The sequence below is a fragment of the Bacillus sp. CDB3 genome (assembly GCF_002081505.1).
GTDB lineage: Bacteria > Bacillota > Bacilli > Bacillales > Bacillaceae_G > Bacillus_A > Bacillus_A cereus_AT.
Genome location: NZ_ALBR01000096.1, coordinates 40,665 through 66,531, shown reverse-complemented (window position 1 = coordinate 66,531; position 25,867 = coordinate 40,665). Strand labels below are relative to the sequence as shown.

Sequence of the window (25,867 nt, the reverse complement as noted above, 5' to 3'; positions counted from 1 at the left end):
AAAAGCATACTATACTCTATCGAAATGCCTTACACTTTCCTTACATTATTGTAAGAGTTTTTCACCTTACAGCAATTTCCCAATAAAAAATTTTTCCGTTTAACAAACTTTTATATTATTATTGAATGATACAAATTTTTATTACAAAAATCAAAGGAGACAGTTTTCAAATGGCTATCTTGCAAGGTTTAGCACTATTACTTGTTGTACTCTGTCTATTTACACTTTTTAGTTACCGTGCTCCTTACGGAATGAAAGCAATGGGTGCTTTAGCTAATGCAGCAATCGCAAGTTTTCTTATTGAAGCATTTCACCATTATATCGGTGGGGAAATGTTTCATAATGACTTTTTACAATCAGTAGGAGAAGCTTCTGGTAGTATGAGCGGTGTCGCAGCGGCAATTTTAGTAGCATTAGCAATCGGTGTCTCACCCGTATACGCGGTTTTAATCGGTATCGCTACTAGCGGATTCGGTATTTTACCAGGTTTTTTCGCTGGATACGTTTGTGCCTTCGTCGTGAAATTTCTCGAAAAGAAATTGCCAGCTGGTGTAGAATTTTTAGCAATCCTATTTATCGCTGCACCAATCTCACGTGGAATGGCCATGCTTATGGATCCACTCGTTAACGCAACACTTGGTAAAATCGGTTCTATGATTTCAGTTGCAACTACAGAAAGTCCTATCATTATGGGTATTATGCTTGGTGGATTAATAACAGTTATTTCTACCTCTCCATTAAGTTCTATGGCACTAACTGCAATGCTTGGATTAACAGGTTTACCAATGGCTATTGGTAGTCTTGCCGTAGCAGCTTCTGCCCCAATGAATTTTATTTTCTTTAAACGACTAAAAATTTGTTCAAAGAAAGATACAATCGCTGTCGCAATCGAGCCGTTAACACAAGCCGATGTTGTCTCAGCAAACCCAATTCCAATTTACGCGACAAACTTTGTTGGCGGTGCACTTGCCGGTATTATTACGTCGTTATTCCAGCTCGTTAATAATGCACCAGGGACAGCATCACCAATTCCAGGACTACTTGTCTTATTCGGATTTAATGACGTTATAAAAGTAACGATTGCTGCCGTATTATGCGGAATCGTTACCATAGTGGTCGGATACGTCGGATCAATTGTGTTCCGCAAATATCCAATTCGTTCCGCTGATGAAATTCGTGGTATTACTTCGGAAGAAAAAGTTGCATAAGAAAAAAGAGCTATTCTCAAATGATGAGAATAGCTCTTTTTTTATGTCACATGACGTTAAGTGAAATTATATCGGCGATTTTGAGCGAGTCGTTTCCGCTTTTACTTTATCCAGCTACAGCGGCTAGAATGATCGGTGGCTTCACTTCTTCCTTCGAGGCAAAAAGCGCCTCTACGTCTGAAGCTCCATCCCCCTCACATTCTGAGCGAGTCGTTTCCGCTTTTACTTTATCCAGCTACAGCGGCTAGAATGATCGGTGGCTTCACTTCTTCCTTCGAGGCAAAAAGCGCCTCTACGTCTGAAGCTCCATCCCCCTCACATTCTGAGCGAGCCGCTTCCGCTTTTACTTTATCCAGCTACGGCAGCTAGAATCTCCGGCCATTTCACACTCTCGGCCTGCGCCAAAAGCGCTTCTCGGTCGAGCGTTCCAATGACCTGCGATTCTGAGCGAGCTGCCTCCGCTTTTATTTCACCCAGCCGAGCAGCATTTCCCGCACGAATTTGCTTGCTGCGACTGGTGTTTGATCACTATGGTCGTAGACTGGAGCTACTTCTACTAAATCTGCTCCAACTACATTTATATTTGAATTTGCAATTGCTACGATGGAATCTAATAGTTCTTTAGATGTGATACCTCCAGCCTCTAACGTTCCGGTTCCAGGAGCGTGAGCTGGGTCTAATACGTCAATGTCAATTGTGACATAGACTGGGCGTCCTGCAAGTTTCGGTAATACTTCTTTTAACGGTTCTAACACGTCAAATTTGTATAAGTTCATACCTACTTCTTTTGCCCATTCGAATTCTTCCTTCATTCCAGAACGAATACCGAAAGAATATACGTTTTCCGGACCAATTAAATCGCACACTTTACGAATTGGTGTAGAGTGGGATAAAGGCTCTCCCTCATATGACTCACGTAAGTCAGTATGGGCATCCATATGGATGATTGCTAAATCCGGATATTTTTTTGCCATTGCCTTAAAAATTGGCCAAGACACTAAGTGCTCACCGCCGAGACCTAGTGGAAACTTACCGGCATCTAAAAGTTTTGATACATACTCTTCAATCATGTCTAAGCTGCGTTGTGCATTTCCGAATGGTAATGGGATATCACCCGCATCAAAATATTTTACCTCTTCTAGTTCACGATCTAAATACGGACTATATTCTTCAAGACCAATTGATACTTCACGAATACGTGCAGGGCCAAATCGAGATCCTGGACGGAAACTTACTGTCCAATCCATAGGCATCCCGTAAATAACTGCCTCTGACTCTTCAAAACTTGGATGACTTTTAATAAATACTTTACCTGAATAAGCTTCATCAAAACGCATACTCTTTTCCTCCTTATGTGGAACTTAAGGTATCCCAACCTTTCACTATTTCTCAAATTTGGAGCGCATTACTCCTCTTTCTCGATTTACCGGTGTCTTCTTTTTTAACGATAAGAAGACGATTTTCTTTACAGAGGTGCAAGTAGCTAGCATGCTCAAGTCTTCTGGACAAACACCTTAAATGAGCTACTTACACTTTATTTGTTCAAACTCGATTTCTTACTTAATTAAATCGCCAACAAATTTCGGTAATGCGAATGCTGCATTGTGTAATTCTTTTGTATAGTATTTCGTTTCGATTTCGTGGAAACGCTCTTCACTTACTTCTAGTGGATCATGTTTTTTAGATCCGATTGTGAATGTCCAAAGTCCACTTGGGTAAGTTGGAATGTTCGCTGTGTATAAACGAGTAATTGGGAAAATCTCTTTTACGTCTTTAAACACAGTTGTAATTAGTTCTGGTGTAAACCAAGGGTTGTCCGTTTGAGCAACGAAAATACCATCTTCTTTTAACGCTTTAGAAATCCCAGCGTAGAAGCCTTTTGTAAATAGGTTTACTGCTGGTCCTACTGGCTCAGTAGAATCTACCATAATTACATCATATTCATTCTCGCTTTCTGCGATGTGTAGGAAACCATCTCCTACTTTTACTTCTACACGCTCATTATCTAATGCGCCTGCAATTGATGGTAAGTATTGTTTAGAGTACTCAATTACTTTTCCATCGATTTCAACAAGAGTTGCTTTCTTTACGCTTGGGTGTTTTAACACTTCACGAATAACACCGCCATCGCCACCGCCTACAACTAATACGTTTTCAGGGTTTGGATGTGTAAATAAAGGTACGTGCGCTACCATTTCATGATAAACGAACTCGTCCTTTTCTGTTGTCATAACCATGCCATCTAAAATAAGCATGTTTCCGAACTCTTCCGTTTCAACCATATCAAGTTTTTGGAATTCTGTTTGCTCCGTATGTAATGTGCGGTTAATACGCGCCGTAATTCCAAAATGCTTTGTTTGTTTTTCAGTGAACCATAGTTCCATCGTACAATCACGCCTTTCAATGCAAATTTATAATAGGGACATCATTAATGTCCCCTAACAAAAATAAAACAAAACATCCAAAAAGTATAGTTAAAAGTACAAAAATACCGAAAATATATTTTAGTCAGAGGGTTCTAACATATATGCGAAAAGGGTTTGCTCTGTAATAGGAAAGAAAACCCTTTCTTAAGAAAGGGTTTTTGTCTCTATTTCTACCGGTTTACGAATCGGAATTAAGATTATTACGCAACCAACTAACACAACAATTCCACCGACTAAAAACGGACTTTGTGGTGAAACTGTATGACCGATGACTCCTGATAAAATTGGAGCAATCGCGCCTCCTAACCAACGAACGAAGTTATAAACACCTGATGTAACAGATCTTTCATAAGGTGAAATATCCATTACATAACTTGTAAATAACGCGTTATTTAATCCTGATGCTAATCCTGATAGAACGATTAACACGATTTGTAACCACATGATTTTAACGAAGAATAGTGCAATTAAGAAAATCGCAAATACGAGTAAACTACCTTTTAACAATGTTTTTGGTTCATATTTACCTTCTAGCTTATGCGCTAAAATTGCTGATCCGTAAGCTAATGCTAATCCCCATCCGCAAAATACAAATCCTAATTGAATAGCAGATAAATGCATAATCAGTGGTGAATATGCTAACACGACGAAAAATCCGTAGTAGTATAACATTCCCGAAATTGCACCTTGCATAAACGGTTTATATTTCACCAGGTTAAGTAATTCCCCTACGCCTGCCGCTTTACGCTTCACTTTTCGCTCCGGTTCTTTTACAAAAAAGAAAACTAAAATAAATGCTAAAGAAATTAAAATACTCGTCGCAAAAAATGGGTAACGCCAAGAATAGCCACCTAATATCCCGCCTAATAGTGGTCCACCTGCCATCCCTAAACCAATGGCTGCTTCATATAATCCTACTGCTTCATGAACTTCTTTACTTAATGCAATTAATAATGTCATCGCCGTTGCGAAGAACATCGCATTTCCTAATCCCCATCCAGCGCGGAAAAGAGATAATTGAGCAATCGTTTGCGATATACCACATATAAATGCAAATACAGTTACAATCGCAAGACCGATCGTCATCATTCGTTTATCACCAAATCTTGATGCAAATATTCCAGCTGGTAACATCATAATTGCCATCGTTAAAATATAAGCTGTAAATAACATCTCGACTTGCCAATGCGAAGCACCAATTTGTTCAGCAATACTTGGTAAAATTGGGTCGACCACTCCTATACCTGAAAAGGCAAGGAAGGTAGCCACCACTGTAATCAATCTCCCTAATTTTTGTTTACTCTCCATTTTGCTCATTCTCCTTTTGTATTCTCTAAAAATGTGACCGCTCGGCTTAAACTATCCTCTAGCTCCGCCTTCACACGCTGCATTTGCTCCATCTTCTCGTCTAACGTTTGCACTTGTTTTTCAAGCATCTCTTTAATCTCATGAATAACTTCACGGTCACGAGGATTTTCACTATTTCTTCTTTGTTCCATTCTTTCTTTTAACGATAAGAAATGTTGCATTTCTTGAAGCGTAATTCCTAACACTTCTTTCGCTTCCACAATCTTTTTAATTCTTGCAATGTCCTCATCTGTATACAGACGAATATTCCCCTCGCTGCGTTCTGGGGGATGAATTAAACCAATTTCCTCATAATAACGAAGTGTACGCTTTGTTAAACCAACTTGCTTTGTTACTTCATCGATTTTATACATGTTTATTCCTCCCTTCACTTGATTATTACATTTTACGTTAACGTTAACTTTTATGCAACTGTTAGACTTTTGTAAATGTTTGTCCTATTCAATTGTATTTTTCCCGAGGCAGTTTCATAATGAAGAAAAAGAGATGATAAGGAGATTTTCACATGAATAAACCACTTATTTTCGCTCACCGCGGGGTAAAAGGGACACATCCAGAGAATACGATGATTGCCTTTCAAGAAGCCGAACGCATTGGTGCTCATGGAATTGAACTTGATGTCCATTTATCAAAAGATGGTGAACTTGTCGTAATTCACGACGAAACCGTCGATCGTACAACAAATGGCATAGGACTTGTCTCTGAAAAAACTGTAGAAGAATTACAAGCTTTAAATGCCGGTAGCCATAAAGACCCTTCTTTCCATGAGGCGAAAGTCCCAACTTTACGAGAAGTATTTATTTGGCTCTCTACAACAAATTTACAACTTAACATTGAATTAAAAACAGATGTTATTCACTATCCAAATATTGAAGAAAAGGTCGTTGCCCTTGTTCGTGAATATCATCTATCCAATCAAATTGTATTTTCATCATTTAACCATGATTCCGTTTCATTATTAGCAGAAATTGCGCCAGAAATTCCAAGGGCGATTTTGTACGATACACCACTTGCAGATCCAATTGCTGAAGCAAAAAAACGTGAGGCAACTGGATTACATCCAAACTTTCAATTATTAACGAAAGAGTTTGTCCAATTAGCACAGGGGCAAGGATACATTTTTCGCCCTTACACCATTAATGAATATAAAGATTTACAAACTATGATTGATTATGGCGTAGACGTCATTATTACTGATTGGCCAGCACGTGCTTTTGAGCTCCTTTCTTAAATGAAGGGGCTCTTTTTATTTTGGAAATTTCATTGTTTAAAATAAACAAAAACCCTCAATACTAATACAATAATGCTTGTATTAATGAGGGGCTGAAAAAGATGGATCAAACTATGAATCCAAAACTTAAAAAATATAAACGTCTTTTCTTCACCGTAATGTTTTCTTGTATTCTTTTTTTCGTTTTTTCCTTTTTCATTATCATTATAGCTGCAAAAATTATGGGACCCCCACCTGTTGCGGTTCCGCAAACGAGTGTCTTTTACGCTAATGATGACACTGTTATAGGGCAGAGTAATGAAATGCAAAAACGCTATAATGTATCTCTTGATAAAATTTCTCCTTATGTAAAAGAGGCGACACTATCTATTGAAGATCAACGATTCTACAAACATCATGGCTTTGATATGAAGCGCATTGTTGGTGCCATTGTTGCCGATTTAAAAGCAATGGCAAAAGTACAAGGTGCTAGTACTATTACACAACAGTATGCTCGTAACCTATACTTAGATCATGATAAAACGTGGAAACGTAAACTATTAGAAGCAATGTATACCGTTCGTCTTGAAGTAAACTACAATAAAAATCATATTTTAGAAGGATATTTAAATACAATTTATTACGGGCATGGTGCTTACGGAATCGAAGCTGCTTCTCGCCTGTATTTTGATAAAACTGCAAAAGAATTAACATTAGCAGAGGCTAGTATGCTCGCAGGTATTCCGAAAGGACCTAGCTTCTATTCTCCCTTTTTTAAAGAAGAGCGTGCTAAAGGGCGTCAGTCTCTCATACTAGATGAAATGGTAGAGCAAGGTTATATTACAAAACAGCAAGCTGCCTCAGCAAAAAAAGAAACACTTACTTTTGCCTCATTGGATACGAAAAAAGTTGCAGAAATTGCACCTTATTTCCAAGATGCTGTACAAGCTTCTCTTCTTCGTGATATCGGATTAGATGAGCAAGCCTTACAGCGGGGTGGCTTGCGTATTTATACAACGCTAGACCCTAAATTACAATCTGTAGCAGAGCAAGCTGTAAAAAATCATATTCCTGACACAACAAACATACAAACTGCTCTCGTCTCTATGAATCCGAAAACGGGTGAAGTGGCTGCCCTTGTTGGAGGAACTGATTATAATACGAGTCAATTTAACCGGGCTACACAAGCCGTTCGTCAGCCCGGTTCTACATTTAAGCCATTTCTATATTACGCAGCTTTGGAACGGGGATTCACCCCTGCTACGCGCTTAAAAAGCGAATACACTGTATTCACTTTAGGTGACGGCGTTTCAAAGTATAAACCGAAAAACTATAAAGATTATTATGCAGATGATTTCGTAACTATGGCACAAGCTCTCGCAGTCTCTGATAACATATATGCCGTGAAAACGAATTTGTTTTTGGGAGATGACACTCTCGCGAAAACTGCGAAGCAATTCGGAATTACGAGTGCATTAAAAGATGTGCCTTCTCTAGCTCTCGGTACGTCTCCTGTAAAACCGATTGAAATGGTGAATGCTTATAGCATGTTCGCAAATGGTGGAAAAGAAATAAAACCTATATTTATTCGCCGCATTATGGATCATGAAGGGAACATGTTATACGATGCCCATTTGGAGAGTAAACAAGTTCTCGATAAAAGCAAAGCGTTTGTGATGGAAGAGATGATGACTGGTATGTTTAATAAAAAACTAAGCAGCTATGCCGCTGTAACTGGGCAATCGATGTTATCAAAGCTATCAAGAACATATGCCGGAAAGTCTGGTTCTACTGAAACTGATAGTTGGATGATTGGATTTACCCCACAGCTCGTAACTGGTGTATGGGTTGGATATGATCAACCTAAATCCATTTCAAATGTAGCAGAACAAGGATACGCGAAAAAAATATGGACAGATACAATGGAAAAAGGATTGGATGGACAGCCTAAAAAAGAGTTCAAACAACCAACAGATGTTGTTGCTGTCGACGTTAACCCAGAAAACGGCAAGATCGCTACAAAGAACTGTCCAATTTCAGTTAAAATGTATTTCGCAAAAGGTACAGAGCCAACAGAGTATTGTATGGATCACGTTGATGATAAAGAAGAATTCGACAAGGCTAGTGAAGAGAAGAAAAAGACGGGCTGGTGGAAAAAATATCTCCCGTGGTAAGAAAGAAGGCTATTGTCATTCATTGTCGGTAAATCGATATTCCTTGGCGAATCGTTGATATATTTTCATATACCATGGTCCTAGTCACTAAATAAAAAGGATGTCACCTAGTCAAAAACTCGACTTACGGGACATCCTTTTCTTTTATTCACCTCGTAATGCACGGCGCAATTCTTCACTAGATTCGTTCCAAATTGCTTCATTATGCTCTTTTAAGAATGTACCAAGTACTTTTTTAGATGATTCATCCATATGATCGATCATGATGTGACGCTTTAATGATTTATCCATTTTGTTTACATGCTCTGGAAGTGATTTATATCCGCGGCGAATTTCACGATCAACTGTCATTTCACAAGCAGTTACACCTGCGTAATATGCACCGTTTGGTGTTCTTTCAATCGTTACCCAAACAAGCCAAAATGGTTTTCCGTTTGGAACTTCATCTTTATTTGTTAAAAATTTAATACCTTTTTCTACTGTACTACGCGCATGCATCGCACCGATATCAACGAACGCAGTTTTCTCTAATACATCAACAAATACAGGGGAAATATTTTCTAGGCTTAATGCCCCAACACCAAAACCACCATGTCCATCTGTTGAGTCATTCTTCACGATATTAAAACCGATTTTTTTCTTTTTCTCTGTCATATGTAAATTCCTCCTCGCTTAATAATTATAGGAGCCCGAAAATAGGCGCAATGATACTTTGTAAAAACACTAATACATATGGAATAACAACATTGAAAATAGGTTGAATTGTGTAATTGCTAAGCGGTGTAATAACAAGAATTAATAACGCAATTGCTCCATACTTTTCATACTGTGTCATTTTCGCACGAATATTTGCTGGTGCTAAATCTTCCACAACGCGATAACCATCAAGTGGCGGGATTGGTAATAAGTTAAATACAAGTAAAACAATATTAAGCATAATAAAAATCTGGAAGAATTGACCCAGCGTATCTGCTACTGCAGGTGGAATCGCATCTAACACACCAAACGTTATTAAGCTATACCAAATTATTAAACCAATTGCACTTAAAATTAAATTACTTATCGGTCCCGCAATAGAAACTAATATTCCCGCCAGACGCGGTCTTTTAAAGTTATACGGATTAACAGGTACTGGTCTTGCCCAACCGAATCCGAGAATTAATACAGCAATCATACCGATAGGATCTAAATGAGCCATCGGTGATAACGTTAAACGTCCTTGTTTTTTTGCTGTATCGTCTCCAAATTTATATGCAACATACGCATGTGCAAATTCATGCACAGATAATGCAATAATAATCGCCATTGCTACCAATGGAATTTGTTGCAACGGATATCTAAATAACTGATCCATAACTCAACTCCTCTTCAATATGTCAAAAAAAGAAATTATTTGTTTTTTCGATTGTTCTTCCCCATAATCCGCTATAATAAGAGTGTAACTTACATAAAAGGAGCGATTGTACATGCCATACGTAACAGTGAAAATGCTAGAAGGACGCACAGAAGAACAAAAGAAAGCTCTTGCTGAGAAAGTAACAGCAGCAGTAAGCGAAACAACTGGTGCTCCTGAAGAAAACATCGTTGTTTTCATCGAAGAAATGTCTAAAAACCATTATGCAGTTGGCGGAAAACGCTTAAGCGACAAATAATCTCAAATTTTTTCATAAGAAGCAGCTCTTAGCTGCTTCTTATTTCTTTCCCTCTAACAACTCGATAATTCTCTCTTTATATTTTCCTCTTCTTCCATCTTCATAGATTAAATCATGCGGATAGAATAGTTTTTGATCCGTTCGCTTCTTACCTGTAATCGCCTCAACAATATCCGATTCACGCGAAAGCTCTCTAAGTTCCCCATTCGGCATAAGAAGTAAGATTGGTAGACGTTCTTCTTCTTCTCCTGCACGATAAAAGTCATACGGTAAGTCTGATGTTGAATCAACAACTAAATAATACTCTGGATCGAGTCCAATCTTTTTAAATAAGCTACTTAATTCCATCCAATTATCTAAACCGTGCTTATCAGTAAACTCTACATATTTAAATAGATTTCTGTTCATAAAGCGGCGGCATAAGTCACTTAAAATCGGATCTTCTTCGTCTTGCCATACTTGGAAGTAATAATACATTACGTTCTCGTCTAACTTTAAATAATCCTCTACTGTTACCTCTTCTTCAAATAAAGAATAGAAATGAACAGGATGATTTTTAAACGCATAATACTTCTCATGCAGTGATTTAGCTCGGTGTAAAATCTTCGTTAAAATAACTTCTGCACTACGTGTTACCGGATGGAAATATACTTGCCAATACATTTGATAACGGCTCATAATATAATGCTCTACAGCATGCATACCACTATTTTTAATGACAACTTGATTACCGTATGGGCGCATGACACGCAGTATACGTTCCATATCAAAGTTCCCGTACTTTACACCAGTAAAATATGCATCTCTTAATAAATAATCCATACGATCAGCATCAATCTGGCTTGAAATCATACTAATCGCTAATTTATTAGTAGATGTTTTCGCAATGACATCTGCTACCTTTTGCGGGAAATCCTTATCAACACGGCTTAACACACGATTAATTTCCGTATCACCAACGATAATCTTTTGGGTAAATTTCTCATGGTCTAACGAAAATACTTTTTCAAACGAGTGAGAAAATGGACCGTGACCGACATCATGAAGTAATGCCGCACATAAACATAATAATCTATCTTCAGCATTCCAGTTCGGTCTGCCATCAAACACATCATCAATCATACGACGAATAATTTCATATACACCTAACGAATGAGTAAAGCGACTATGCTCTGCACCGTGAAATGTAAAAAATGTCGTTCCAAGCTGCTTTATACGGCGCAAGCGTTGAAATTCTTTCGTTCCGATTAAATCCCAAATAACGCGATCGCGCACATGCACATATTTATGTACTGGGTCTTTAAACACTTTTGTTTCGCTGAGTTTGTCGTTTAAATATACCACCTTCCGACATCCCCCTTCCTTTACTACATTCTTACTTTATATTATAAACGAAATAAGAAACAGAAAGAAATGAAAGACTATATTAATTCCTGTTATATAAAGAAAAATCACTCTTACCGACGTAAAAGTGATTTTTCTTTATATATTATTTTCCTAAAACAAACTCAGCAACTTCGTCTAAGATCATTTCTTTACCTAGTGGGAAGTATCCTTTGTTTAGGTCTTCATTGCTAATTGTGAATACGTGATTGTTTTTAACAGCGTTCATATTTTTCCAAATTGATTCTTCTTGGAATTCTTTTAGACGCTGAGAACCGTCACCAGTTGTAAATACGAATAAGTAATCTGGGTTGTAATCGATTAAAGCTTCTTTTTGTACTTGTACTAGCGGTTTATCAGTTGGTGTACCTTTAACTGCTGGTAACTTTAAGTCATTAAAGATTACGCTACCGTAACCGTAGTCACCGTATACGCGGAAAGCATTTGGATATGCAGCCATTTTCATGAATGTTGCATCACCAGTTTTAGCGATGATTTTGTCATGTAATTTGCTTGCTTTTTCATCGTACTGTTTGAACCATTCTTTTGTTTCTTTCTCTTTACCGAAGATTTGACCTACTTCTTCGAATTTTGGACGCCATTGGTCTAATGGAGTTTTTAACATAACTGTTGGTGCAATTTTAGATAATTGATCATAAATCTTTTCTTGACGATTGTTTACAAGAATTAAGTCTGGTTTTGCGGCAGCTACTGCTTCGATGTTAATTTTATCGCCCCAAGCAGAACCTACTGGTTTCACACCTTCTAATTTCTTTGCAATATGTCCATCAATTTTTTCTTGTGTTGTATTTGCAGTAATAATCGGTTTCATACCGAAAATTAATAATTCTTCTGTTGAACCACTAAGGTCAGCAATTTTCTTTGGATTTGCAGGAATTTTAATTTCCCCTTTTGCATGCTGTACAGTGCGCTCTTCAACCTTCGCATCTGCTTTCTTCTCTTCTTCTTTGTTAGAACAAGCTGCAAATAGTACAGAAGTAACAACTAGTACCATTGCTAATAGTGCCATTTTAAAACTCTTCATATTCCCACTCCTTCTAGCTGTATTTCTCTTATAATTTGCATGTAACTATAAGAAACGAAAACAACATTTAATTAATATATATTTATTAATTGCTGTTTATAGCCCGTTCTAACGGGCGTTCAACTTCTCACCTATCAATAAGAAGCTCAACGTCCATTAGAAGTCCCCCTCTTTAAGAGGGGGCTACTTATGCTTTTTTACGCAATTGATTATTAATCATCGCTAAATCATATGTTAAGCAAATTGGTTTACAATTTACTGGGCATGGAACGATTTGCGCTTCAATCTCAAATACGTTACGAAGTGTTTCACTCGTCATAACTTCATCTGGCGTTCCTTGTTTCATTAACTTACCTGCTTTTAATGCAATCATATGATCAGAGAAACGAGAAGCATGATTTAAATCGTGAATAACCATCACAATCGTTCTGCCTTCTTCTTTGTTTAACTTCTTCAGTAAGTTTAATACCTCAAGTTGATGAGCCATATCTAAGTATGTTGTTGGTTCATCTAACACAAGTAAATCTGTTCCTTGTGCAAGAGCCATCGCAATCCATACACGTTGACGCTGCCCACCTGATAAAGCTTCTGCTGGACGATTTGCGAATTCTGTCATCCCCGTCACTTCAAGTGCCCAATGAATGTAGCGATAATCCTCTTCTTTCAATGTTCCAAATCCTTTTTGATGAGGAAAACGTCCATATGAAACAAGTTCAAACACAGTAAGGCCTGTTGGCACTTCTGCAGTTTGTGGTAAAATCGCCATTTTCTTTGCGATTTCTTTCGTTGGCTGTTTCTCAATTGCTTTTCCATCAAGATAAACAGTACCTCGTTTTGCTTTCAAAATACGAGAAGCCGTTTTTAATAATGTAGATTTCCCACAACCATTTGGTCCAATAATCGTTGTAATTTGCCCTTCCGGAATTTCAACTGTTAATCCATCTATAATTAACCCTTCATTATAGCCAACAGATACCGCATCAACTGCTAAAGTTGCCATACAAAAAGCCTCCCTTTATTTTGTCCTCATAAGTAAATATATGAAATATGGTGCGCCAATTACAGAAATAACAAGTCCGACCGGTATTTCTGAAGTTGGTAACACACTTCTTGAAATTACATCTGCAAATAAAAGTAAGAACGTTCCTATTAATGCAGCCGTTGGTAACATAATTTGATGTTTACCACCAACAAGGCGTCTCGCTAAATGAGGAGCCATTAAACCGATAAAACCGATTCCGCCCGCCACTGCAACAGATGCACCAGCTAAACAAACTGCAATAAATAATAATTTACGTCTTTCCTTTTCTACATTTACACCAAGGCCAACTGCTGTAGAGTCGCCTAAATTCATTACATTTAATATGTGCGCTTTACTAATGGCAAGTGGTAAGAAAATAAGCATCCATGGGAGTACACTTAATACGAACTTCCAATCTGTTCCCCATAAACTTCCTGCCAACCAAATCGTTGCAAAACGGAAGTCGTTAGATGTCATCTTCATAGAAAAAATTAAACTAACAGCACCAAATCCGGCTGCAACAGCGATACCAACAAGAATTAATCGAGTTGATGAAACGCCGTCTTTCCATGCTAGTAAATAAATAATAACCGCTGCCAATATCGCCCCAACTAGTGCGAAGAATGGAAGGATAAATACAGATAAAAGTGTACCTGTTCCAACTTTTCCGAAGAAAAAGTAGACGAATACAACAACTGTTAATCCCGCTCCAGCGTTAATACCAATAATACCTGGATCAGCAAGTGGGTTTCGTGATAACCCTTGCAAAATTGCACCTGACATAGCTAGTGCAGAACCAACTAATATAGCAATAACCATACGTGGCATACGAAATTCAAATAAAATAACAGATTGATCTTCTGCACCTAATCCAACCAATGACTTTAATACATCCATCGGAGGTATTTTAAATGTTCCTGTATTTAAGCTTACTAAAAATACAGCAACGATTAATCCTACTAAAATCGTTAAAATAGAAACGTTCTTTTTTGTTAAGACGCTCGTCCTCACATTTTCCCTCTCCCTTCGTTACGTGCTAAGTAGAGGAAGAATGGAACTCCAATTAGCGCTGTAATTGCTCCAATTGGCGTTTCAAATGGTGGATTAATAACGCGAGATAACATATCTGCACATTCAATTAACAATCCACCTAAGACCGCAGAACATGGAATAACCCATCTATAATCTGAGCCTACAAGGAAACGAGTCATGTGTGGAATTACAAGACCAACAAATCCAACCGATCCTGCCATAGAAACCGCAGAACCCGTTAATACAAGAACAAGTACTGTTCCAATGAATTTAATTAATGTAGTATTTTGACCTAGCCCAATCGCAATTTCTTCACCAAAGCTTAAAATGGTAATATATCTCGACATCATAATTGCTATAATGAGACAAACAAGACCAATCGGTACTAACATATTAATACTTTGCCATTTCACTCCGGCAACGCCGCCTGCATTCCACATACTCACCTCTTGGGCAAGATTGAAGTACAATGCAATTCCAGATGAAATTGCCCCTAATAAAGCACTAATTGCAGCTCCAGCTAAAGCTAATTTCACAGGTGTTAATCCACCTGGTGAAGAAGACCCAATACCATATACAATGCTTGCTCCAAACGCAGCTCCAATAAAAGATGCGATAACAAACATTAAATAAGGTGAATTAGGGAAGAATGCATACATAATTGCAATCCCGAATACAGCACCATCTGTAATCCCCATTAACGATGGTGATGCAAGTGGATTCCGTGTCATCCCTTGCATAATTGCTCCTGATACCGCTAAAAAGGCACCTGCAACTACGCCCCCTATCGCCCTAGGCATGCGAAGTTCTTGAATTACGTTATGATGCGTTATAGACCCATCAAACTGAAATACAGCTTGCCAAACGGTCTTTAAACTAATATCTGCAGCACCAAACGAAATAGAAACTGCCATGCTTAAAGCTAACAAAATTGTGCCTGCTATTAAAATAATAGAGGCAACGAGCGGTCTGCTCTTAATCTCTTTAACATTCACATCTTGCTGTTCTATACTCCTTGCGCTCGCTTCCATCCCTCAACCATCCTAGCCAACAACATATATTTAATAAAATGAAATTTATTCTCAAATAGTAATAAAAAAATTAGATGAATTGATATTTTCCTGATAATGATTCTCAGAATCAGACACTTTCTATTTTACCTACCGCTTCAAAAGGCTGTCAACCATTATTTTGAAATACGAATCCATACAAAGCGCTATCTTATGGACATAAAAAAGAAGAGTAATCTATTCACTCTTCTTCTTCTTACTTATTTAACTTTGCTTCAATTTTTACAATTAATTCGTCTTCTGTTGGAGCCGCAACTGGACGATTATTTACAAACGCGAATGATTTTTTACGACCAGGGCCACAGTAAGACTGACATGCAACCTCAATCGTTGCACATGAATCTACTTTTTTTAACTTCGGAATCAGCGTTTTAACGTTCGTCGCCTGACAATCATCGCACACACGAAATTCGTTTCCCATTATATATAACACTTCCTCTATTTTAAACTTTTCACAAGTACATTTAAAAATAAACACTAAATGGTATTTTACCGCTCTTTGAAGCTTGTTGCAAGTCTCCGAACATAGCTCTATTCCTATATAAGGCTACATATTATTTATATTTTCTCCTTCAAAAGCTTCCACCATTCATAGCAAAAATTTCTTCTCTTCATCGAAATCTACCATATTTTTAAAAGCTTTGTATAAAAGCTTTTTTTTTTGCCCATTATAAAAATAGGAAGTTCATAAAAAGAAAGGGAGTTGAATCTATGAAAGTAAGACAAGATGCTTGGACAGACGAGGACGATTTATTACTTGCTGAAACGGTGCTTCGCCATGTTCGAGAAGGAAGTACCCAATTGAATGCATTTGAAGAAGTAGGAGATCAGTTAAACCGCACATCCGCTGCTTGTGGTTTCCGCTGGAACGCTGTCGTTCGTTATAGTTATGAGCAGGCTCTTCAACTAGCAAAAAAACATCGTAAAGATAAAATGCGTGCTGCAAGCGGCGAACAGGCAAAAAAACGCCTACTTTATACACCACCAGCTTCAGAAGCGGTAGATGATTATGAAGAACTAGTACCATACGAAACAGCTGTTCAATATAAAGAAGCTATTCCATATCAAGAGCCGACTGTCCCTGCTCCAAAAAGCTCAATAACAATGCAAGATGTTATTTACTTTTTACAAACAGTTGGATCTTCAAATATAAAAATAACAGCTCTTGAAAACGAGAATACGAGATTGAAACAAGAAATTAAAGCGCAAATCTTGCGAAATGAAGAACTAGAAAAGAAACTAGAAAAATTAGAACAACAATCTCATACTGTACAAGAAGATTACGAAACACTTATGAATATTATGAACCGAGCTCGTAAATTGGCAGTAATGGATGATGAGGAACGTCCCCAAACCTCTTTCCGAATGGATCGAAACGGTAATTTAGAAAAAATTGCAGAATAAAAAGGATGCATGCAATGCATCCTTTTTATTCTTTCACTTCAAAATCCCCCTTTATCCTGCTATTTGTGGGCAGTAAAACTCCTTTTTTTATTTTTTGCTATAATAGAGATTGTCATTTTAAAGATAAGGGGTTAGTTATATGAGCAATTCCCGTTCGATTTTATCTCAGCCAGAGTGGCGTATTGTGGATCAGTCTAGTTTAGGACCAACATTCCATGCACTTCAGTCATTCGCAATGGATGACACTTTATGTACAAGCATCGGAAAAGGTCAATCCGCTGCAACAATGCGTTCTTGGGTTCATCACAATACAATTGTTCTTGGCATTCAAGATTCGCGCCTACCACATTTAGAAGAAGGTATTTCCTTTTTAAAAGAAAACAACTTCAATGTTATCGTTCGTAATTCCGGCGGACTTGCGGTCGGACTTGATGAAGGTGTTTTAAACGTATCACTTTTATTCCAAGAAACAGAAAAAGGTATCGATATTGATCTTGGGTACGATACGATGTGGCATTTAATTAAGGAAATGTTAAAAGATTACGATGTTACTATCGAGGCAAAAGAAATTGTTGGTTCTTACTGTCCTGGTAGCTATGATTTAAGTATTCGTAATCAAAAATTCGCTGGTATTTCACAGCGCCGTATTCGCGGTGGCGTTGCTGTACAAATTTACTTATGTGCGACAGGAAGCGGTTCTGAGCGTGCCGCACTCGTTCGTGATTTCTACAACGTAGCAATTCAAAGAGAAGAAACGCGATTTACGTACCCTGAAATTGTACCGAGTACGATGGCTTCACTCTCTGAATTACTTGGCGAAACAATTACAGTACAAGATTTAATGATGCGCCTTTTAAAAACGCTGCAACAATTCGCTCCAAAGTTAACACCATCTCAACTAACAGTAGATGAAATTCCTTTATACGAGACGAATTTACAACGTATTATTGATCGCAACAATAAGGCACTTGGTTTAGAAAAATAAAAAAGACCACCCACATTTCAAAAGAAATAGGGTGGTCTTTTTTCATACTAATTCATTACAGAATTAAAGTGCTTGAGCTGCCGTAATTAAAGCTAACTTGTACACTTCTTCTTCGTTACATCCACGAGATAGGTCATTTACAGGCATGTTTAAACCTTGTAAGATTGGTCCTACTGCTTCGAAGTTACCTAAGCGTTGAGCGATTTTGTAGCCAATATTACCAGCTTCTAGGCTTGGGAATACGAATACGTTAGCATCACCTTTAATTGTAGAACCTGGAGCTTTCTTCTCAGCTACAGATGGTACGAATGCAGCATCGAATTGGAATTCTCCATCTAAAGTTAATTCAGGAGCCATTTCTTTCGCAATGCGAGTTGCTTCTACAACTTTTTCTGTTTCTGGAGATTTCGCAGAACCTTTTGTAGAGAAGCTTAACATAGCAACGCGTGGGTCAATGCCGAATAGTTCAGCAGTTTTCGCACTTTCGATACCAATTTCAGCTAAATCTTGGCTGTTTGGTGCAATGTTAATTGCGCAATCAGCGAATACATACTTCTCTTCTTCACGTACCATGATGAATACGCCTGAAGTTTTTGTAACGCCTGGTTTTGTTTTAATAATTTGAAGTGCTGGACGAACTGTATCAGCTGTAGAGTGAGCTGCACCACTTACTAAACCTTGTGCTTTGCCCATGTATACAAGCATTGTACCGAAGTAGTTTTCGTCTTTAAGGACTTTGCGAGCATCTTCTTCTGTTGCTTTACCTTTACGGCGTTCAACGAAAGATGCTACCATTGCATCCATTTCTTCATATGTAGCTGGGTCATAAATATCAACGCCTGCTAATGTTAAATTCATGCTAGCAGCTTTTGCGCTAATTTCTTCTTTATTACCAACTAAGATTGGTTTTACTAACTCTTCTTTTGCTAAACGCTCTGCAGCGCCTAAAATTCTTTCATCAGTTCCTTCAGGAAGTACGATAGAAATGCCTTTTCCTTGAACTTTTTCTTTTACTGTTGTAAATAAGTTGCTCACGAATAAACCCTCCTACATATGTTAAAAAAACTCTATCTTTAAGAATACTGCTTTTCTTCTATATTTTAAACTTATAGCTCCCAAAAAATAGATAAAATAAAAATGATTATATTTTCATAAAATTCAGCCGAAAAATATGTCCTACTTAAGCCTTATTTTCTCCCGTTTTCTAATAAATATAAATGTGACATTTTTATGTGCCGAAACTTTATATAGATGATTTTAAAACTATATATGCTATAGTTAACGTGTAAAATATCATTAACTGAGGTGAATAGAATGAGTGAAGCAACAACAACGTTAGATGGCTGGTATTGTTTACATGATTTACGTTCTATTGATTGGGCAGCATGGAAAACATTATCTAGTGACGAACGCGGACAAGCAGTGTCTGAATTTTTAAATGTCATTGAAAAATGGAACGAAGTAGCTGCTGCGAAAAAAGGCAGTCATGCAATGTATACAGTTGTTGGTCAAAAAGCAGATATTATGCTGATGATCTTACGTCCAACAATGGAAGAATTAAATGAAATCGAAACAGAATTAAATAAAACAACATTAGCTGAATATTTAGTTCCTGCATATTCTTACGTATCTGTTGTTGAACTAAGCAACTACCTTCCAGCTGATGAAGATCCATACCAAAACCCACAAATCTTAGCTCGCTTATATCCTGAGTTACCAAAAGCAAATCATATTTGCTTCTATCCAATGGATAAGCGTCGCCAAGGTAATGACAACTGGTACATGCTTCCTATGGAAGAACGTAAAAAAATGATGTACAGTCACAGTAAAATCGGTCGCCAATACGCAGGGAAAGTACGCCAAGTAATTTCAGGATCAGTCGGATTCGACGATTTCGAGTGGGGCGTAACATTATTCGCTGACGATGTTCTTCAATTTAAGAAGCTTATATATGAAATGCGCTTCGATGAAGTAAGTGCTCGTTACGGTGAATTCGGTACATTCTTCGTTGGGAACATTTTACCAGACGAAAAAGTAGAGAAATTTTTACACATATAATAATGAAAAAGGAACGAATTTCGTTCCTTTTTTTATTATCCTCTATATTTCTTCTCAAAAAACTCCTTTTCTCTGCAAATTTGAACAAAAATCGACAAATTCTTTTCAAATTTCTTGTAAGATTGTAACCTTTTCACATCCAAATTTATGCTAAAATGGTACGAGCTATATGCTAATAACGATGCGAAGGTGATAATGTATATGAAGAAAATCTTGTCTATTTTACTAGTGTTTCTATTGTCAATTTCTTCCTTAGGAGTAACAACATCCCATGCGGAAGAAAAAATACATATAGAGGCAGCTGCTGCACTTCTATTTGATGCAGATACAGGAAAAATACTGCATGAACAAAATCCAGATGAATTACTAGCTATCGCTAGTATGTCAAAATTAATTGTTGTTTATGCCGTATTAGAAGCAATTAAAGAAGGAAAAATCACTTGGGATACGAAAGTAAACATTTCTGATTACGCTTATGAAGTTTCACGTAATAATGAATTCTCTAACGTACCGTTCGAAAAGGGACGCCAATATACTGTAAGAGAATTATATCATTCTATCGTTATCTTCTCTGCGAATGGATCTAGTATTGCTTTAGCAGAATTACTTGCAGGCAGTGAGAAAAACTTCTTAAATCTTGCAAATGAACATGCAAAAAAACTAGGGTTAAAGAAATATAAATTTGTAAACGCTACTGGGTTGAATAACGCTGATTTAAAAGGGAAACATCCTGAAGGAACTGATCCGAATGGAGAAAACTCTATGTCAGCTCGCGATATGGGTATTCTTTCAAAAACAATTATTACAAAGTATCCAGAAATGCTAGAGGATACAAAACAAAGATTTAGAAACTTCCCAGATAATCATCCGAAACCAATTCGTATGGAAAACTGGAACTGGATGTTACCAGGTGCTGCTTTCGCTTATGAAGGAGCAGATGGTTTAAAAACAGGAAGTTCTGATACTGCTGGATATGGATTCACTATTACAGCAAAACGTGGTGATTTACGCCTTATTTCAGTTATTATTAAAACAAAATCAATGGATGAGCGTTTCACAGAATCTCGTGCATTAATTGAATATGGGTTTAATAGCTTCGAAAAACAGAAATTAAAAATAGATAAAAATAACAAAATTTCTGTAGTAAAAGGTAAAGAAGACTACGTAACAGTTACACCAGAAAAAGAAGTGACAGTAGTTACCGCAAAAGGTAGCAAAGCACCTTACAAAATTTCTACCGAAGCGGATAAGTCACTCGCTGAAGATGGACATTTAGTTGCTCCTATTAAGAAAGATGCAAAGGTCGGTTCCATCGTTTTAGAACCAACTGATAAATACGGATTTTTAGATGGAACTAAAAGTATGAAAGTTGCTGCAAAAACGACAGAAGAAGTAGCAAAAGCAAATTGGTTCGTATTAACAATGCGTTCCGTTGGTGATTTCTTCTCAAACTTATGGTCCAAAATATTTTAATGATAAAAAGCTAGCACACGCTAGCTTTTTTATTTTCCTCTCTCAATGTAAAACTTCGTTTGGTTGTCATATCCGAGTCCTTTTTCTCATACGTATGAACTAGTAATTGTTCCACACTTCATCTAGAAAAAACCTCTTCCCAAAGGGTATTCCAAAAAGAGAGGTGACACATAATGGGTGTTATTGCTTATAACGAAGAAGATGTAAAGTTATTAGCTAGACTGATGCGTGCTGAAGCCGAAGGAGAAGGGCAACAAGGAATGTTAATGGTCGGAAACGTTGGGGTAAATCGTGTCCGCGGAAATTGTTTAGATTTTAAAAAAATACGTAATTTACGTCAAATGGTTTATCAAAATCCTGGTGGTTTTGAGGCAACTCAAAAAGGGTATTTTTATCAGCGAGCGAGAGAGCAAGATATCGCATTAGCAAGACGGACCATTCAAGGACAACGTTTTTGGCCCGCCAATTTTGCCTTATGGTTCTTTAGACCTGAAGGTCCTTGCCCGCCAACTTGGTATGACCAACAAAATTCTGGACGTTTTAAAAAGCATTGCTTCTTTCAACCATCTGGAGAAGATTGTCCTGGCGTATATTAAGGAATGAAAATGAGGAGGGATTTTTGAATGGCACAGCAACAAAACCCATACTACGGAACAGGTTTTTATCAACCATCTGGAACTTATGTACAACCGCAACAAATGACTGCACAACAACAGCAACAGCAGCAAGCGATGCAACAACAAGCTGCTCAGGCTCAACTTGCAGTTTCTCAAGGTATGTTACCACTAGAGCAATCGTATATTGAAAACATCCTTCGTTTAAACAAAGGCAAGCCGGCTACAGTTGTAATGACTTATGAACGTGGTAGTTCGCTTGGTACACAATCTTATACAGGGATCATCGAGGCAGCTGGCCGTGATCATATCGTAATTAGTGAGCCGAAATCTGGAAAGCGCTATTTGCTACTAATGATTTACTTAGATTATGTAGAATTCCCAGGAGAAATTGCGTATTTACCTAGCCAACAAGCAACTTATGCTCCAAGACCATAAAAAAAAGCTGGCAAATGCCAGCTTTTGTTTTTTATAACCCTTTTACAACTGCAGTTCCGACTAAAATCCACGCCACAATAAACGCTACACCACCGAGAGGTGTAATTGGGCCAAAGAATTTAATACCTGTTGTACTTAATGCATAAAGACTGCCTGAGAACATAATAATCCCAGCTACCATAAACCAACCCGCAGCGCTTAAAAGTGATGATTGCATTTTGTCCATTAATAAAGCAACTACAAATAAGCCCCCTGCATGAAACATTTGATATGTAACGCCCGTCTTCCACACTTCTAACATTTTTGCAGAAATTTTATTTTCTAAACCATGTGCTCCAAAAGCCCCTAATGCAACGGATAATCCCGCTGCAATGCAACCTAGTAAAAAGAAAATTTTCATCTTAATTCCCCTTTTTTACTTTTATCATAAGCAATTTTTTCATATAAGCCAAACGATTGTGCTTTTAAAAGTCCAATAAAGAGTTACCGTTTGCATCATCTTCTTTTATATATACTGGCTCTCCAGAAATCGGCATCACCGGCTGAACTGTTGTCATAGGCTGAGATCCGATTATTTGTGATTGAACTTGTGGTTCTCTATAAGTATGGGATTCAACTTGTTCATCTAATAATAAATCACATAATGCTCGCACAACTAATAAATGTTCTTTAGACTTTTGCCCTTCACTACTTTTTGCCTTTGCAATTTCATTCGCCATTTTATTTAAAATCTTGTCGCTAGATATTTGCATTCCTTATCACCTCGTACTTTGTAATTCTTTCTCAAATTGCCCCAGTTTCTCTACTGAACCAAATACTATTATCATATCACGTTCTTGCAGTTTTTCCTGCCCCGTTGGATTATGAATAATATTTCCATCCCTTAAAATAGCCAAAATTGTTACATCAAATTGATTTCTCACATCACTTTCTAGTAACGATTTATTGACTAAGATAGAATCGTTTCCGACTGAAATTTCTTCAATTACAAATGATTGTTCTATTCCATACAGTACTGTATCAATATAATGAACTGTTAGCGGATTCGCAATACCTTTTGCAATATGAATTCCTGCCATACTAGATGGATTAATGACCTTATTTGCACCAGCGCGTCGTAATTTCTCTTCTGTTTCTGGCTTTTCAGCTCTTGCTACAATTTTAATTGCATCGTTCAGTCCCCTTGCTGTTAATGTAATAAATACATTTTCAGCATCGTTTGCTACGATAGCAACTAGACCCGCTGCCTTCGAAATTCCAGCGTTATGTAACACTTGATCTTCCGTTGCATCCCCGTGTACATATAAAAGTTTTTCCTGCTCCAATATACTTTCATCTTTATCCACAACTACAAATGGCATTTTCTTTTCCTGCAATTCATGTACAACTTGAAGCCCTACTCTACCGCATCCACACACTATAATATGATTTTCTAACTGTGCTATTTGTTTATCCATCTTCTTCCTCCGCACTGCATGAAATAAATTCCCTTCAATAAGCATAGCTGCTACTACCCCAATTGCATACGTAACGATACCGACGCCAATAGGTATAATAAGAAGAGCAAAAACTTTTCCCGCCTGCGTTACAGGAACCGCATCTCCATATCCAACAGTTAATACAGTAATCATCGTCATCCAAAATGCTTGAAATAAACTAATCTCTTCAATTGTCATAAATCCTAGCGTTCCTAGAATTACAACAAAGGTCATACATACAACTGCTATCCATAATTGCTTACGTGCATTCATATTATGTTTCAACTCTTTTCTCTATCTACAATCTTTGCCAGAGGAAATGAAATACGTATATACTAGAAACGGAATCTATGAAAGAGGTCGATATAATGAAGATATTTCTTTCTGCCTTGCAATGGGCACTATTTATTTTAGCTGGAAGTCTTATTGTACCAATTAGTGTCGCAACTAGTTACGGTCTTGATGGCGCTGAAGCCATCGCATTTGTACAAAGAACATTATTTGTTCTCGGATTTGCTGGTCTCTTGCAAGCTATATTTGGGCATAAACTTCCTATTCAAGAAGGTCCTGCAGGCCTTTGGTGGGGAATTTTCTCCCTTTATGCAAGTTTAGGCGTCGTATTATTTGGATCAAGCAATGAAACGCTTAAGGTCCTCCAGTACGCTTTCCTATTAAGCGGAATCATTTGTATTATTCTTAGTGTTTTTGGACTTATCGATAAACTAGTTCGTTACTTTACACCGACAGTAATTGGAACATATTTATTCCTTCTCGTCGCACAACTTAGTGGTTCCTTCTTAAAAGGCATGTTTGGTCTTGATGGACAACACACAGAAGTACAGGCTAACGTATTTATTCTTTCACTCATTGTTATTTTACTATCTTTTTTCATTATGAAGCTACCTATTATTGGACAATATTCCGTTCTTTTCAGTATCGTCTTCGGCTGGATATTATTCGCATGCTTCGGATTATCTAATCCAGTAACACCTGTGACAGATATAATTCGTCTTCCATCTCTATTTGTTTTCGGAATGCCTCGCATTGAATGGAACATGGCAATTACAGTAGTTTTCGTCACACTACTACTTCTAACAAATATGTTAGCAAGCATTCGCGTTGTACAAAAGGTTGTTTCTAAATATGAAAAAGATTCCGCTCCAAATCGCTTCAAACAAGCTGGCATTATAACAGGAATAAATCAATTACTAGGTGGTCTATTTTCAGCCATTGGTCCTGTTGCCATTTCTGGATCAGCAGGATTTATCGCAACGACAAATATTTATAAACGCCTTCCATTTATGTTAGGATCAAGTTTTATCATTCTTGTTAGTATATTCCCAAAGATTACTTCATTCTTTGCAGCAATCCCCGTTGCAGTTGGGTATGCTGCGATTTACCCTGTATTTGCAAGCATGATTGGTCTCGCTTTTCGCGAATATAACACTGTACAAAATAAAGAACAATTATTTAAAGTAGCAGGTCTTTCAATATTTACAGGAGTGGGAGTTATGTTCATTCCGGCAGGAGCATTTTCTACGCTACCACCATTTTTAGCATCATTTTTAAGTAACGGTCTCGTTCTTGGGTCTGTTATGGCTATTTTGCTGGAAATACTATTTTCTCGTTCGAACGAAAAGCAATTATCGTAAATTGGAAAACTTCCATTATTGCACTCTACCTTTAGAGTTGTTACGATAATGATAAAGTGAAACTTTAATCAGTGGGGTTTTTGTTCATCCCCACTGATTATTAGCCTTCACCAATCGGGCGTTTACGGGCAGTTAATCTCCCACCTAACTTCTTTGCTCCAGCTAAATTTTGAGGT

General features: G+C 37.5%; 27 protein-coding genes. 11 read left to right on the top strand and 16 right to left on the bottom strand.

Going from position 1 to position 25,867, the window contains the following annotated elements; genetic code table 11:
* Window positions 1-170: 170 nt before the first annotated feature.
* The gene (locus CDB3_RS23725) at window positions 171-1,208 is read left to right on the top strand and encodes a PTS sugar transporter subunit IIC (RefSeq protein WP_128856175.1); all 1,038 of its coding nucleotides are present in this window, start codon (window positions 171-173) and stop codon (window positions 1,206-1,208) included.
* Between the two features lie 464 nt (window positions 1,209-1,672).
* Here CDB3_RS23725 and speB read toward each other — a convergent pair whose 3' ends face one another.
* From speB to CDB3_RS23705, 4 genes are all read right to left on the bottom strand, one after another.
* Window positions 1,673-2,545: an agmatinase gene (gene speB, locus CDB3_RS23720; protein WP_001209821.1), complete on the bottom strand. Its 873-nt coding sequence runs from the start codon at window positions 2,543-2,545 to the stop codon at window positions 1,673-1,675.
* Between the two features lie 219 nt (window positions 2,546-2,764).
* Window positions 2,765-3,592 (bottom strand): polyamine aminopropyltransferase, encoded by an 828-nt coding sequence (speE, locus tag CDB3_RS23715; RefSeq protein ID WP_000424696.1) that lies wholly within the window; start codon window positions 3,590-3,592, stop codon window positions 2,765-2,767.
* A gap of 186 nt (window positions 3,593-3,778) precedes the next feature.
* On the bottom strand, window positions 3,779-4,942 hold the full coding sequence (locus CDB3_RS23710; RefSeq protein WP_097831436.1) for an MFS transporter: 1,164 nt from the start codon (window positions 4,940-4,942) through the stop codon (window positions 3,779-3,781).
* Window positions 4,943-4,947: 5 nt separating this feature from the next.
* Window positions 4,948-5,355 carry a MerR family transcriptional regulator gene (locus CDB3_RS23705; RefSeq protein ID WP_070145622.1) on the bottom strand — a complete coding sequence of 136 codons (408 nt, stop codon included), beginning with the start codon at window positions 5,353-5,355 and terminating at the stop codon, window positions 4,948-4,950.
* 152 nt (window positions 5,356-5,507) lie between these two features.
* Between CDB3_RS23705 and CDB3_RS23700 the strand changes: the two genes are divergently transcribed.
* Window positions 5,508-6,233 (top strand): glycerophosphodiester phosphodiesterase, encoded by a 726-nt coding sequence (locus CDB3_RS23700; protein ID WP_128856174.1) that lies wholly within the window; start codon window positions 5,508-5,510, stop codon window positions 6,231-6,233.
* Between the two features lie 101 nt (window positions 6,234-6,334).
* Window positions 6,335-8,386, top strand: coding sequence for a transglycosylase domain-containing protein (locus tag CDB3_RS23695; RefSeq protein ID WP_128856173.1), 2,052 nt, complete (start codon window positions 6,335-6,337; stop codon window positions 8,384-8,386).
* A 144-nt stretch (window positions 8,387-8,530) separates the two neighbouring features.
* Here the strand turns inward: CDB3_RS23695 and CDB3_RS23690 are convergent, their stop codons facing one another.
* On the bottom strand, window positions 8,531-9,040 hold the full coding sequence (locus tag CDB3_RS23690; RefSeq protein WP_128856172.1) for a YwhD family protein: 510 nt from the start codon (window positions 9,038-9,040) through the stop codon (window positions 8,531-8,533).
* Between the two features lie 25 nt (window positions 9,041-9,065).
* A complete protein-coding gene (locus tag CDB3_RS23685) occupies window positions 9,066-9,740 on the bottom strand; it encodes a site-2 protease family protein (RefSeq protein WP_070145628.1) in 675 nt (224 codons plus the stop codon).
* Between the two features lie 112 nt (window positions 9,741-9,852).
* On the opposite strand from CDB3_RS23685, the gene CDB3_RS23680 reads away from it, so the two are divergent.
* Window positions 9,853-10,038: a 2-hydroxymuconate tautomerase gene (locus CDB3_RS23680; protein ID WP_001147171.1), complete on the top strand. Its 186-nt coding sequence runs from the start codon at window positions 9,853-9,855 to the stop codon at window positions 10,036-10,038.
* 39 nt (window positions 10,039-10,077) lie between these two features.
* Here CDB3_RS23680 and CDB3_RS23675 read toward each other — a convergent pair whose 3' ends face one another.
* The 6 genes from CDB3_RS23675 to CDB3_RS23650 form a co-directional block, all read right to left on the bottom strand.
* A complete protein-coding gene (locus tag CDB3_RS23675; protein WP_071744032.1) occupies window positions 10,078-11,382 on the bottom strand; it encodes an HD domain-containing protein in 1,305 nt (434 codons plus the stop codon).
* Between the two features lie 145 nt (window positions 11,383-11,527).
* Window positions 11,528-12,466 carry an ABC transporter substrate-binding protein gene (locus tag CDB3_RS23670; protein WP_128856171.1) on the bottom strand — a complete coding sequence of 313 codons (939 nt, stop codon included), beginning with the start codon at window positions 12,464-12,466 and terminating at the stop codon, window positions 11,528-11,530.
* Window positions 12,467-12,653: 187 nt separating this feature from the next.
* A complete protein-coding gene (locus CDB3_RS23665; RefSeq protein WP_000212073.1) occupies window positions 12,654-13,466 on the bottom strand; it encodes an ABC transporter ATP-binding protein in 813 nt (270 codons plus the stop codon).
* A gap of 15 nt (window positions 13,467-13,481) precedes the next feature.
* On the bottom strand, window positions 13,482-14,498 hold the full coding sequence (locus CDB3_RS23660; RefSeq protein WP_128856170.1) for a FecCD family ABC transporter permease: 1,017 nt from the start codon (window positions 14,496-14,498) through the stop codon (window positions 13,482-13,484).
* Window positions 14,495-15,550: a FecCD family ABC transporter permease gene (locus CDB3_RS23655; RefSeq protein ID WP_000388282.1), complete on the bottom strand. Its 1,056-nt coding sequence runs from the start codon at window positions 15,548-15,550 to the stop codon at window positions 14,495-14,497. Before CDB3_RS23655 ends, CDB3_RS23660 begins: the two co-directional genes overlap by 4 nt.
* Before the next feature lie 235 nt (window positions 15,551-15,785).
* Entirely contained in the window at window positions 15,786-16,010 is a 225-nt protein-coding gene (locus CDB3_RS23650) for a YuzB family protein (protein WP_000526075.1), read from the bottom strand.
* A 290-nt stretch (window positions 16,011-16,300) separates the two neighbouring features.
* Here CDB3_RS23650 and CDB3_RS23645 point away from each other — a divergent pair, with 290 nt between their 5' ends.
* Window positions 16,301-16,993: an RsfA family transcriptional regulator gene (locus CDB3_RS23645; protein WP_128856169.1), complete on the top strand. Its 693-nt coding sequence runs from the start codon at window positions 16,301-16,303 to the stop codon at window positions 16,991-16,993.
* A gap of 139 nt (window positions 16,994-17,132) precedes the next feature.
* Window positions 17,133-17,978 (top strand): octanoyl-[GcvH]:protein N-octanoyltransferase, encoded by an 846-nt coding sequence (gene lipL / locus CDB3_RS23640; protein WP_128856168.1) that lies wholly within the window; start codon window positions 17,133-17,135, stop codon window positions 17,976-17,978.
* 63 nt (window positions 17,979-18,041) lie between these two features.
* On the opposite strand, the gene pta is transcribed toward lipL, so the two are convergent.
* Window positions 18,042-19,013, bottom strand: a complete 972-nt coding sequence (pta, locus tag CDB3_RS23635; RefSeq protein ID WP_128856167.1) for a phosphate acetyltransferase — start codon at window positions 19,011-19,013, stop codon at window positions 18,042-18,044.
* Between the two features lie 279 nt (window positions 19,014-19,292).
* On the opposite strand from pta, the gene hemQ reads away from it, so the two are divergent.
* The 4 genes from hemQ (at window position 19,293) to gerQ (ending at window position 22,561) form a co-directional block, all read left to right on the top strand.
* Complete coding sequence (gene hemQ, locus CDB3_RS23630) at window positions 19,293-20,036, top strand: hydrogen peroxide-dependent heme synthase (RefSeq protein WP_128856166.1); 744 nt, start codon at window positions 19,293-19,295, stop codon at window positions 20,034-20,036.
* Window positions 20,037-20,231: 195 nt separating this feature from the next.
* Window positions 20,232-21,509, top strand: a complete 1,278-nt coding sequence (locus CDB3_RS23625) for a serine hydrolase (protein ID WP_128856223.1) — start codon at window positions 20,232-20,234, stop codon at window positions 21,507-21,509.
* A gap of 173 nt (window positions 21,510-21,682) precedes the next feature.
* Window positions 21,683-22,105 carry a cell wall hydrolase CwlJ gene (gene cwlJ, locus CDB3_RS23620; protein ID WP_002198736.1) on the top strand — a complete coding sequence of 141 codons (423 nt, stop codon included), beginning with the start codon at window positions 21,683-21,685 and terminating at the stop codon, window positions 22,103-22,105.
* Window positions 22,106-22,132: 27 nt separating this feature from the next.
* The gene (gene gerQ, locus CDB3_RS23615; RefSeq protein ID WP_128856165.1) at window positions 22,133-22,561 is read left to right on the top strand and encodes a spore coat protein GerQ; all 429 of its coding nucleotides are present in this window, start codon (window positions 22,133-22,135) and stop codon (window positions 22,559-22,561) included.
* A gap of 31 nt (window positions 22,562-22,592) precedes the next feature.
* Here gerQ and CDB3_RS23610 read toward each other — a convergent pair whose 3' ends face one another.
* From CDB3_RS23610 to CDB3_RS23600, 3 genes are all read right to left on the bottom strand, one after another.
* Entirely contained in the window at window positions 22,593-22,961 is a 369-nt protein-coding gene (locus CDB3_RS23610; protein WP_097831425.1) for a DUF423 domain-containing protein, read from the bottom strand.
* A 64-nt stretch (window positions 22,962-23,025) separates the two neighbouring features.
* Complete coding sequence (locus CDB3_RS23605) at window positions 23,026-23,313, bottom strand: YwdI family protein (RefSeq protein WP_097831424.1); 288 nt, start codon at window positions 23,311-23,313, stop codon at window positions 23,026-23,028.
* A gap of 6 nt (window positions 23,314-23,319) precedes the next feature.
* Entirely contained in the window at window positions 23,320-24,312 is a 993-nt protein-coding gene (locus CDB3_RS23600; RefSeq protein ID WP_128856164.1) for a potassium channel family protein, read from the bottom strand.
* A gap of 95 nt (window positions 24,313-24,407) precedes the next feature.
* Here CDB3_RS23600 and CDB3_RS23595 point away from each other — a divergent pair, with 95 nt between their 5' ends.
* Window positions 24,408-25,691: a purine/pyrimidine permease gene (locus CDB3_RS23595; protein WP_128856163.1), complete on the top strand. Its 1,284-nt coding sequence runs from the start codon at window positions 24,408-24,410 to the stop codon at window positions 25,689-25,691.
* Window positions 25,692-25,867 lie beyond the last annotated feature (176 nt).

Excerpts from the sequence above, each read along its gene's own strand:
- CDB3_RS23725 (WP_128856175.1), top strand. The coding sequence starts at position 171 with ATGGCTATCTTGCAAGGTTTAGCACTATTACTTGTTGTACTCTGTCTA.
- speB (WP_001209821.1), bottom strand. The coding sequence starts at position 2,545 with ATGCGTTTTGATGAAGCTTATTCAGGTAAAGTATTTATTAAAAGTCAT.
- speE (WP_000424696.1), bottom strand. The coding sequence starts at position 3,592 with ATGGAACTATGGTTCACTGAAAAACAAACAAAGCATTTTGGAATTACG.
- CDB3_RS23710 (WP_097831436.1), bottom strand. The coding sequence starts at position 4,942 with ATGGAGAGTAAACAAAAATTAGGGAGATTGATTACAGTGGTGGCTACC.
- CDB3_RS23705 (WP_070145622.1), bottom strand. The coding sequence starts at position 5,355 with ATGTATAAAATCGATGAAGTAACAAAGCAAGTTGGTTTAACAAAGCGT.
- CDB3_RS23700 (WP_128856174.1), top strand. The coding sequence starts at position 5,508 with ATGAATAAACCACTTATTTTCGCTCACCGCGGGGTAAAAGGGACACAT.
- CDB3_RS23695 (WP_128856173.1), top strand. The coding sequence starts at position 6,335 with ATGGATCAAACTATGAATCCAAAACTTAAAAAATATAAACGTCTTTTC.
- CDB3_RS23690 (WP_128856172.1), bottom strand. The coding sequence starts at position 9,040 with ATGACAGAGAAAAAGAAAAAAATCGGTTTTAATATCGTGAAGAATGAC.
- CDB3_RS23685 (WP_070145628.1), bottom strand. The coding sequence starts at position 9,740 with ATGGATCAGTTATTTAGATATCCGTTGCAACAAATTCCATTGGTAGCA.
- CDB3_RS23680 (WP_001147171.1), top strand. The coding sequence starts at position 9,853 with ATGCCATACGTAACAGTGAAAATGCTAGAAGGACGCACAGAAGAACAA.
- CDB3_RS23670 (WP_128856171.1), bottom strand. The coding sequence starts at position 12,466 with ATGAAGAGTTTTAAAATGGCACTATTAGCAATGGTACTAGTTGTTACT.
- CDB3_RS23665 (WP_000212073.1), bottom strand. The coding sequence starts at position 13,466 with ATGGCAACTTTAGCAGTTGATGCGGTATCTGTTGGCTATAATGAAGGG.
- CDB3_RS23655 (WP_000388282.1), bottom strand. The coding sequence starts at position 15,550 with ATGGAAGCGAGCGCAAGGAGTATAGAACAGCAAGATGTGAATGTTAAA.
- CDB3_RS23650 (WP_000526075.1), bottom strand. The coding sequence starts at position 16,010 with ATGGGAAACGAATTTCGTGTGTGCGATGATTGTCAGGCGACGAACGTT.
- CDB3_RS23645 (WP_128856169.1), top strand. The coding sequence starts at position 16,301 with ATGAAAGTAAGACAAGATGCTTGGACAGACGAGGACGATTTATTACTT.
- lipL (WP_128856168.1), top strand. The coding sequence starts at position 17,133 with ATGAGCAATTCCCGTTCGATTTTATCTCAGCCAGAGTGGCGTATTGTG.
- hemQ (WP_128856166.1), top strand. The coding sequence starts at position 19,293 with ATGAGTGAAGCAACAACAACGTTAGATGGCTGGTATTGTTTACATGAT.
- CDB3_RS23625 (WP_128856223.1), top strand. The coding sequence starts at position 20,232 with ATGTATATGAAGAAAATCTTGTCTATTTTACTAGTGTTTCTATTGTCA.
- cwlJ (WP_002198736.1), top strand. The coding sequence starts at position 21,683 with ATGGGTGTTATTGCTTATAACGAAGAAGATGTAAAGTTATTAGCTAGA.
- gerQ (WP_128856165.1), top strand. The coding sequence starts at position 22,133 with ATGGCACAGCAACAAAACCCATACTACGGAACAGGTTTTTATCAACCA.
- CDB3_RS23610 (WP_097831425.1), bottom strand. The coding sequence starts at position 22,961 with ATGAAAATTTTCTTTTTACTAGGTTGCATTGCAGCGGGATTATCCGTT.
- CDB3_RS23605 (WP_097831424.1), bottom strand. The coding sequence starts at position 23,313 with ATGCAAATATCTAGCGACAAGATTTTAAATAAAATGGCGAATGAAATT.
- CDB3_RS23600 (WP_128856164.1), bottom strand. The coding sequence starts at position 24,312 with ATGAATGCACGTAAGCAATTATGGATAGCAGTTGTATGTATGACCTTT.
- CDB3_RS23595 (WP_128856163.1), top strand. The coding sequence starts at position 24,408 with ATGAAGATATTTCTTTCTGCCTTGCAATGGGCACTATTTATTTTAGCT.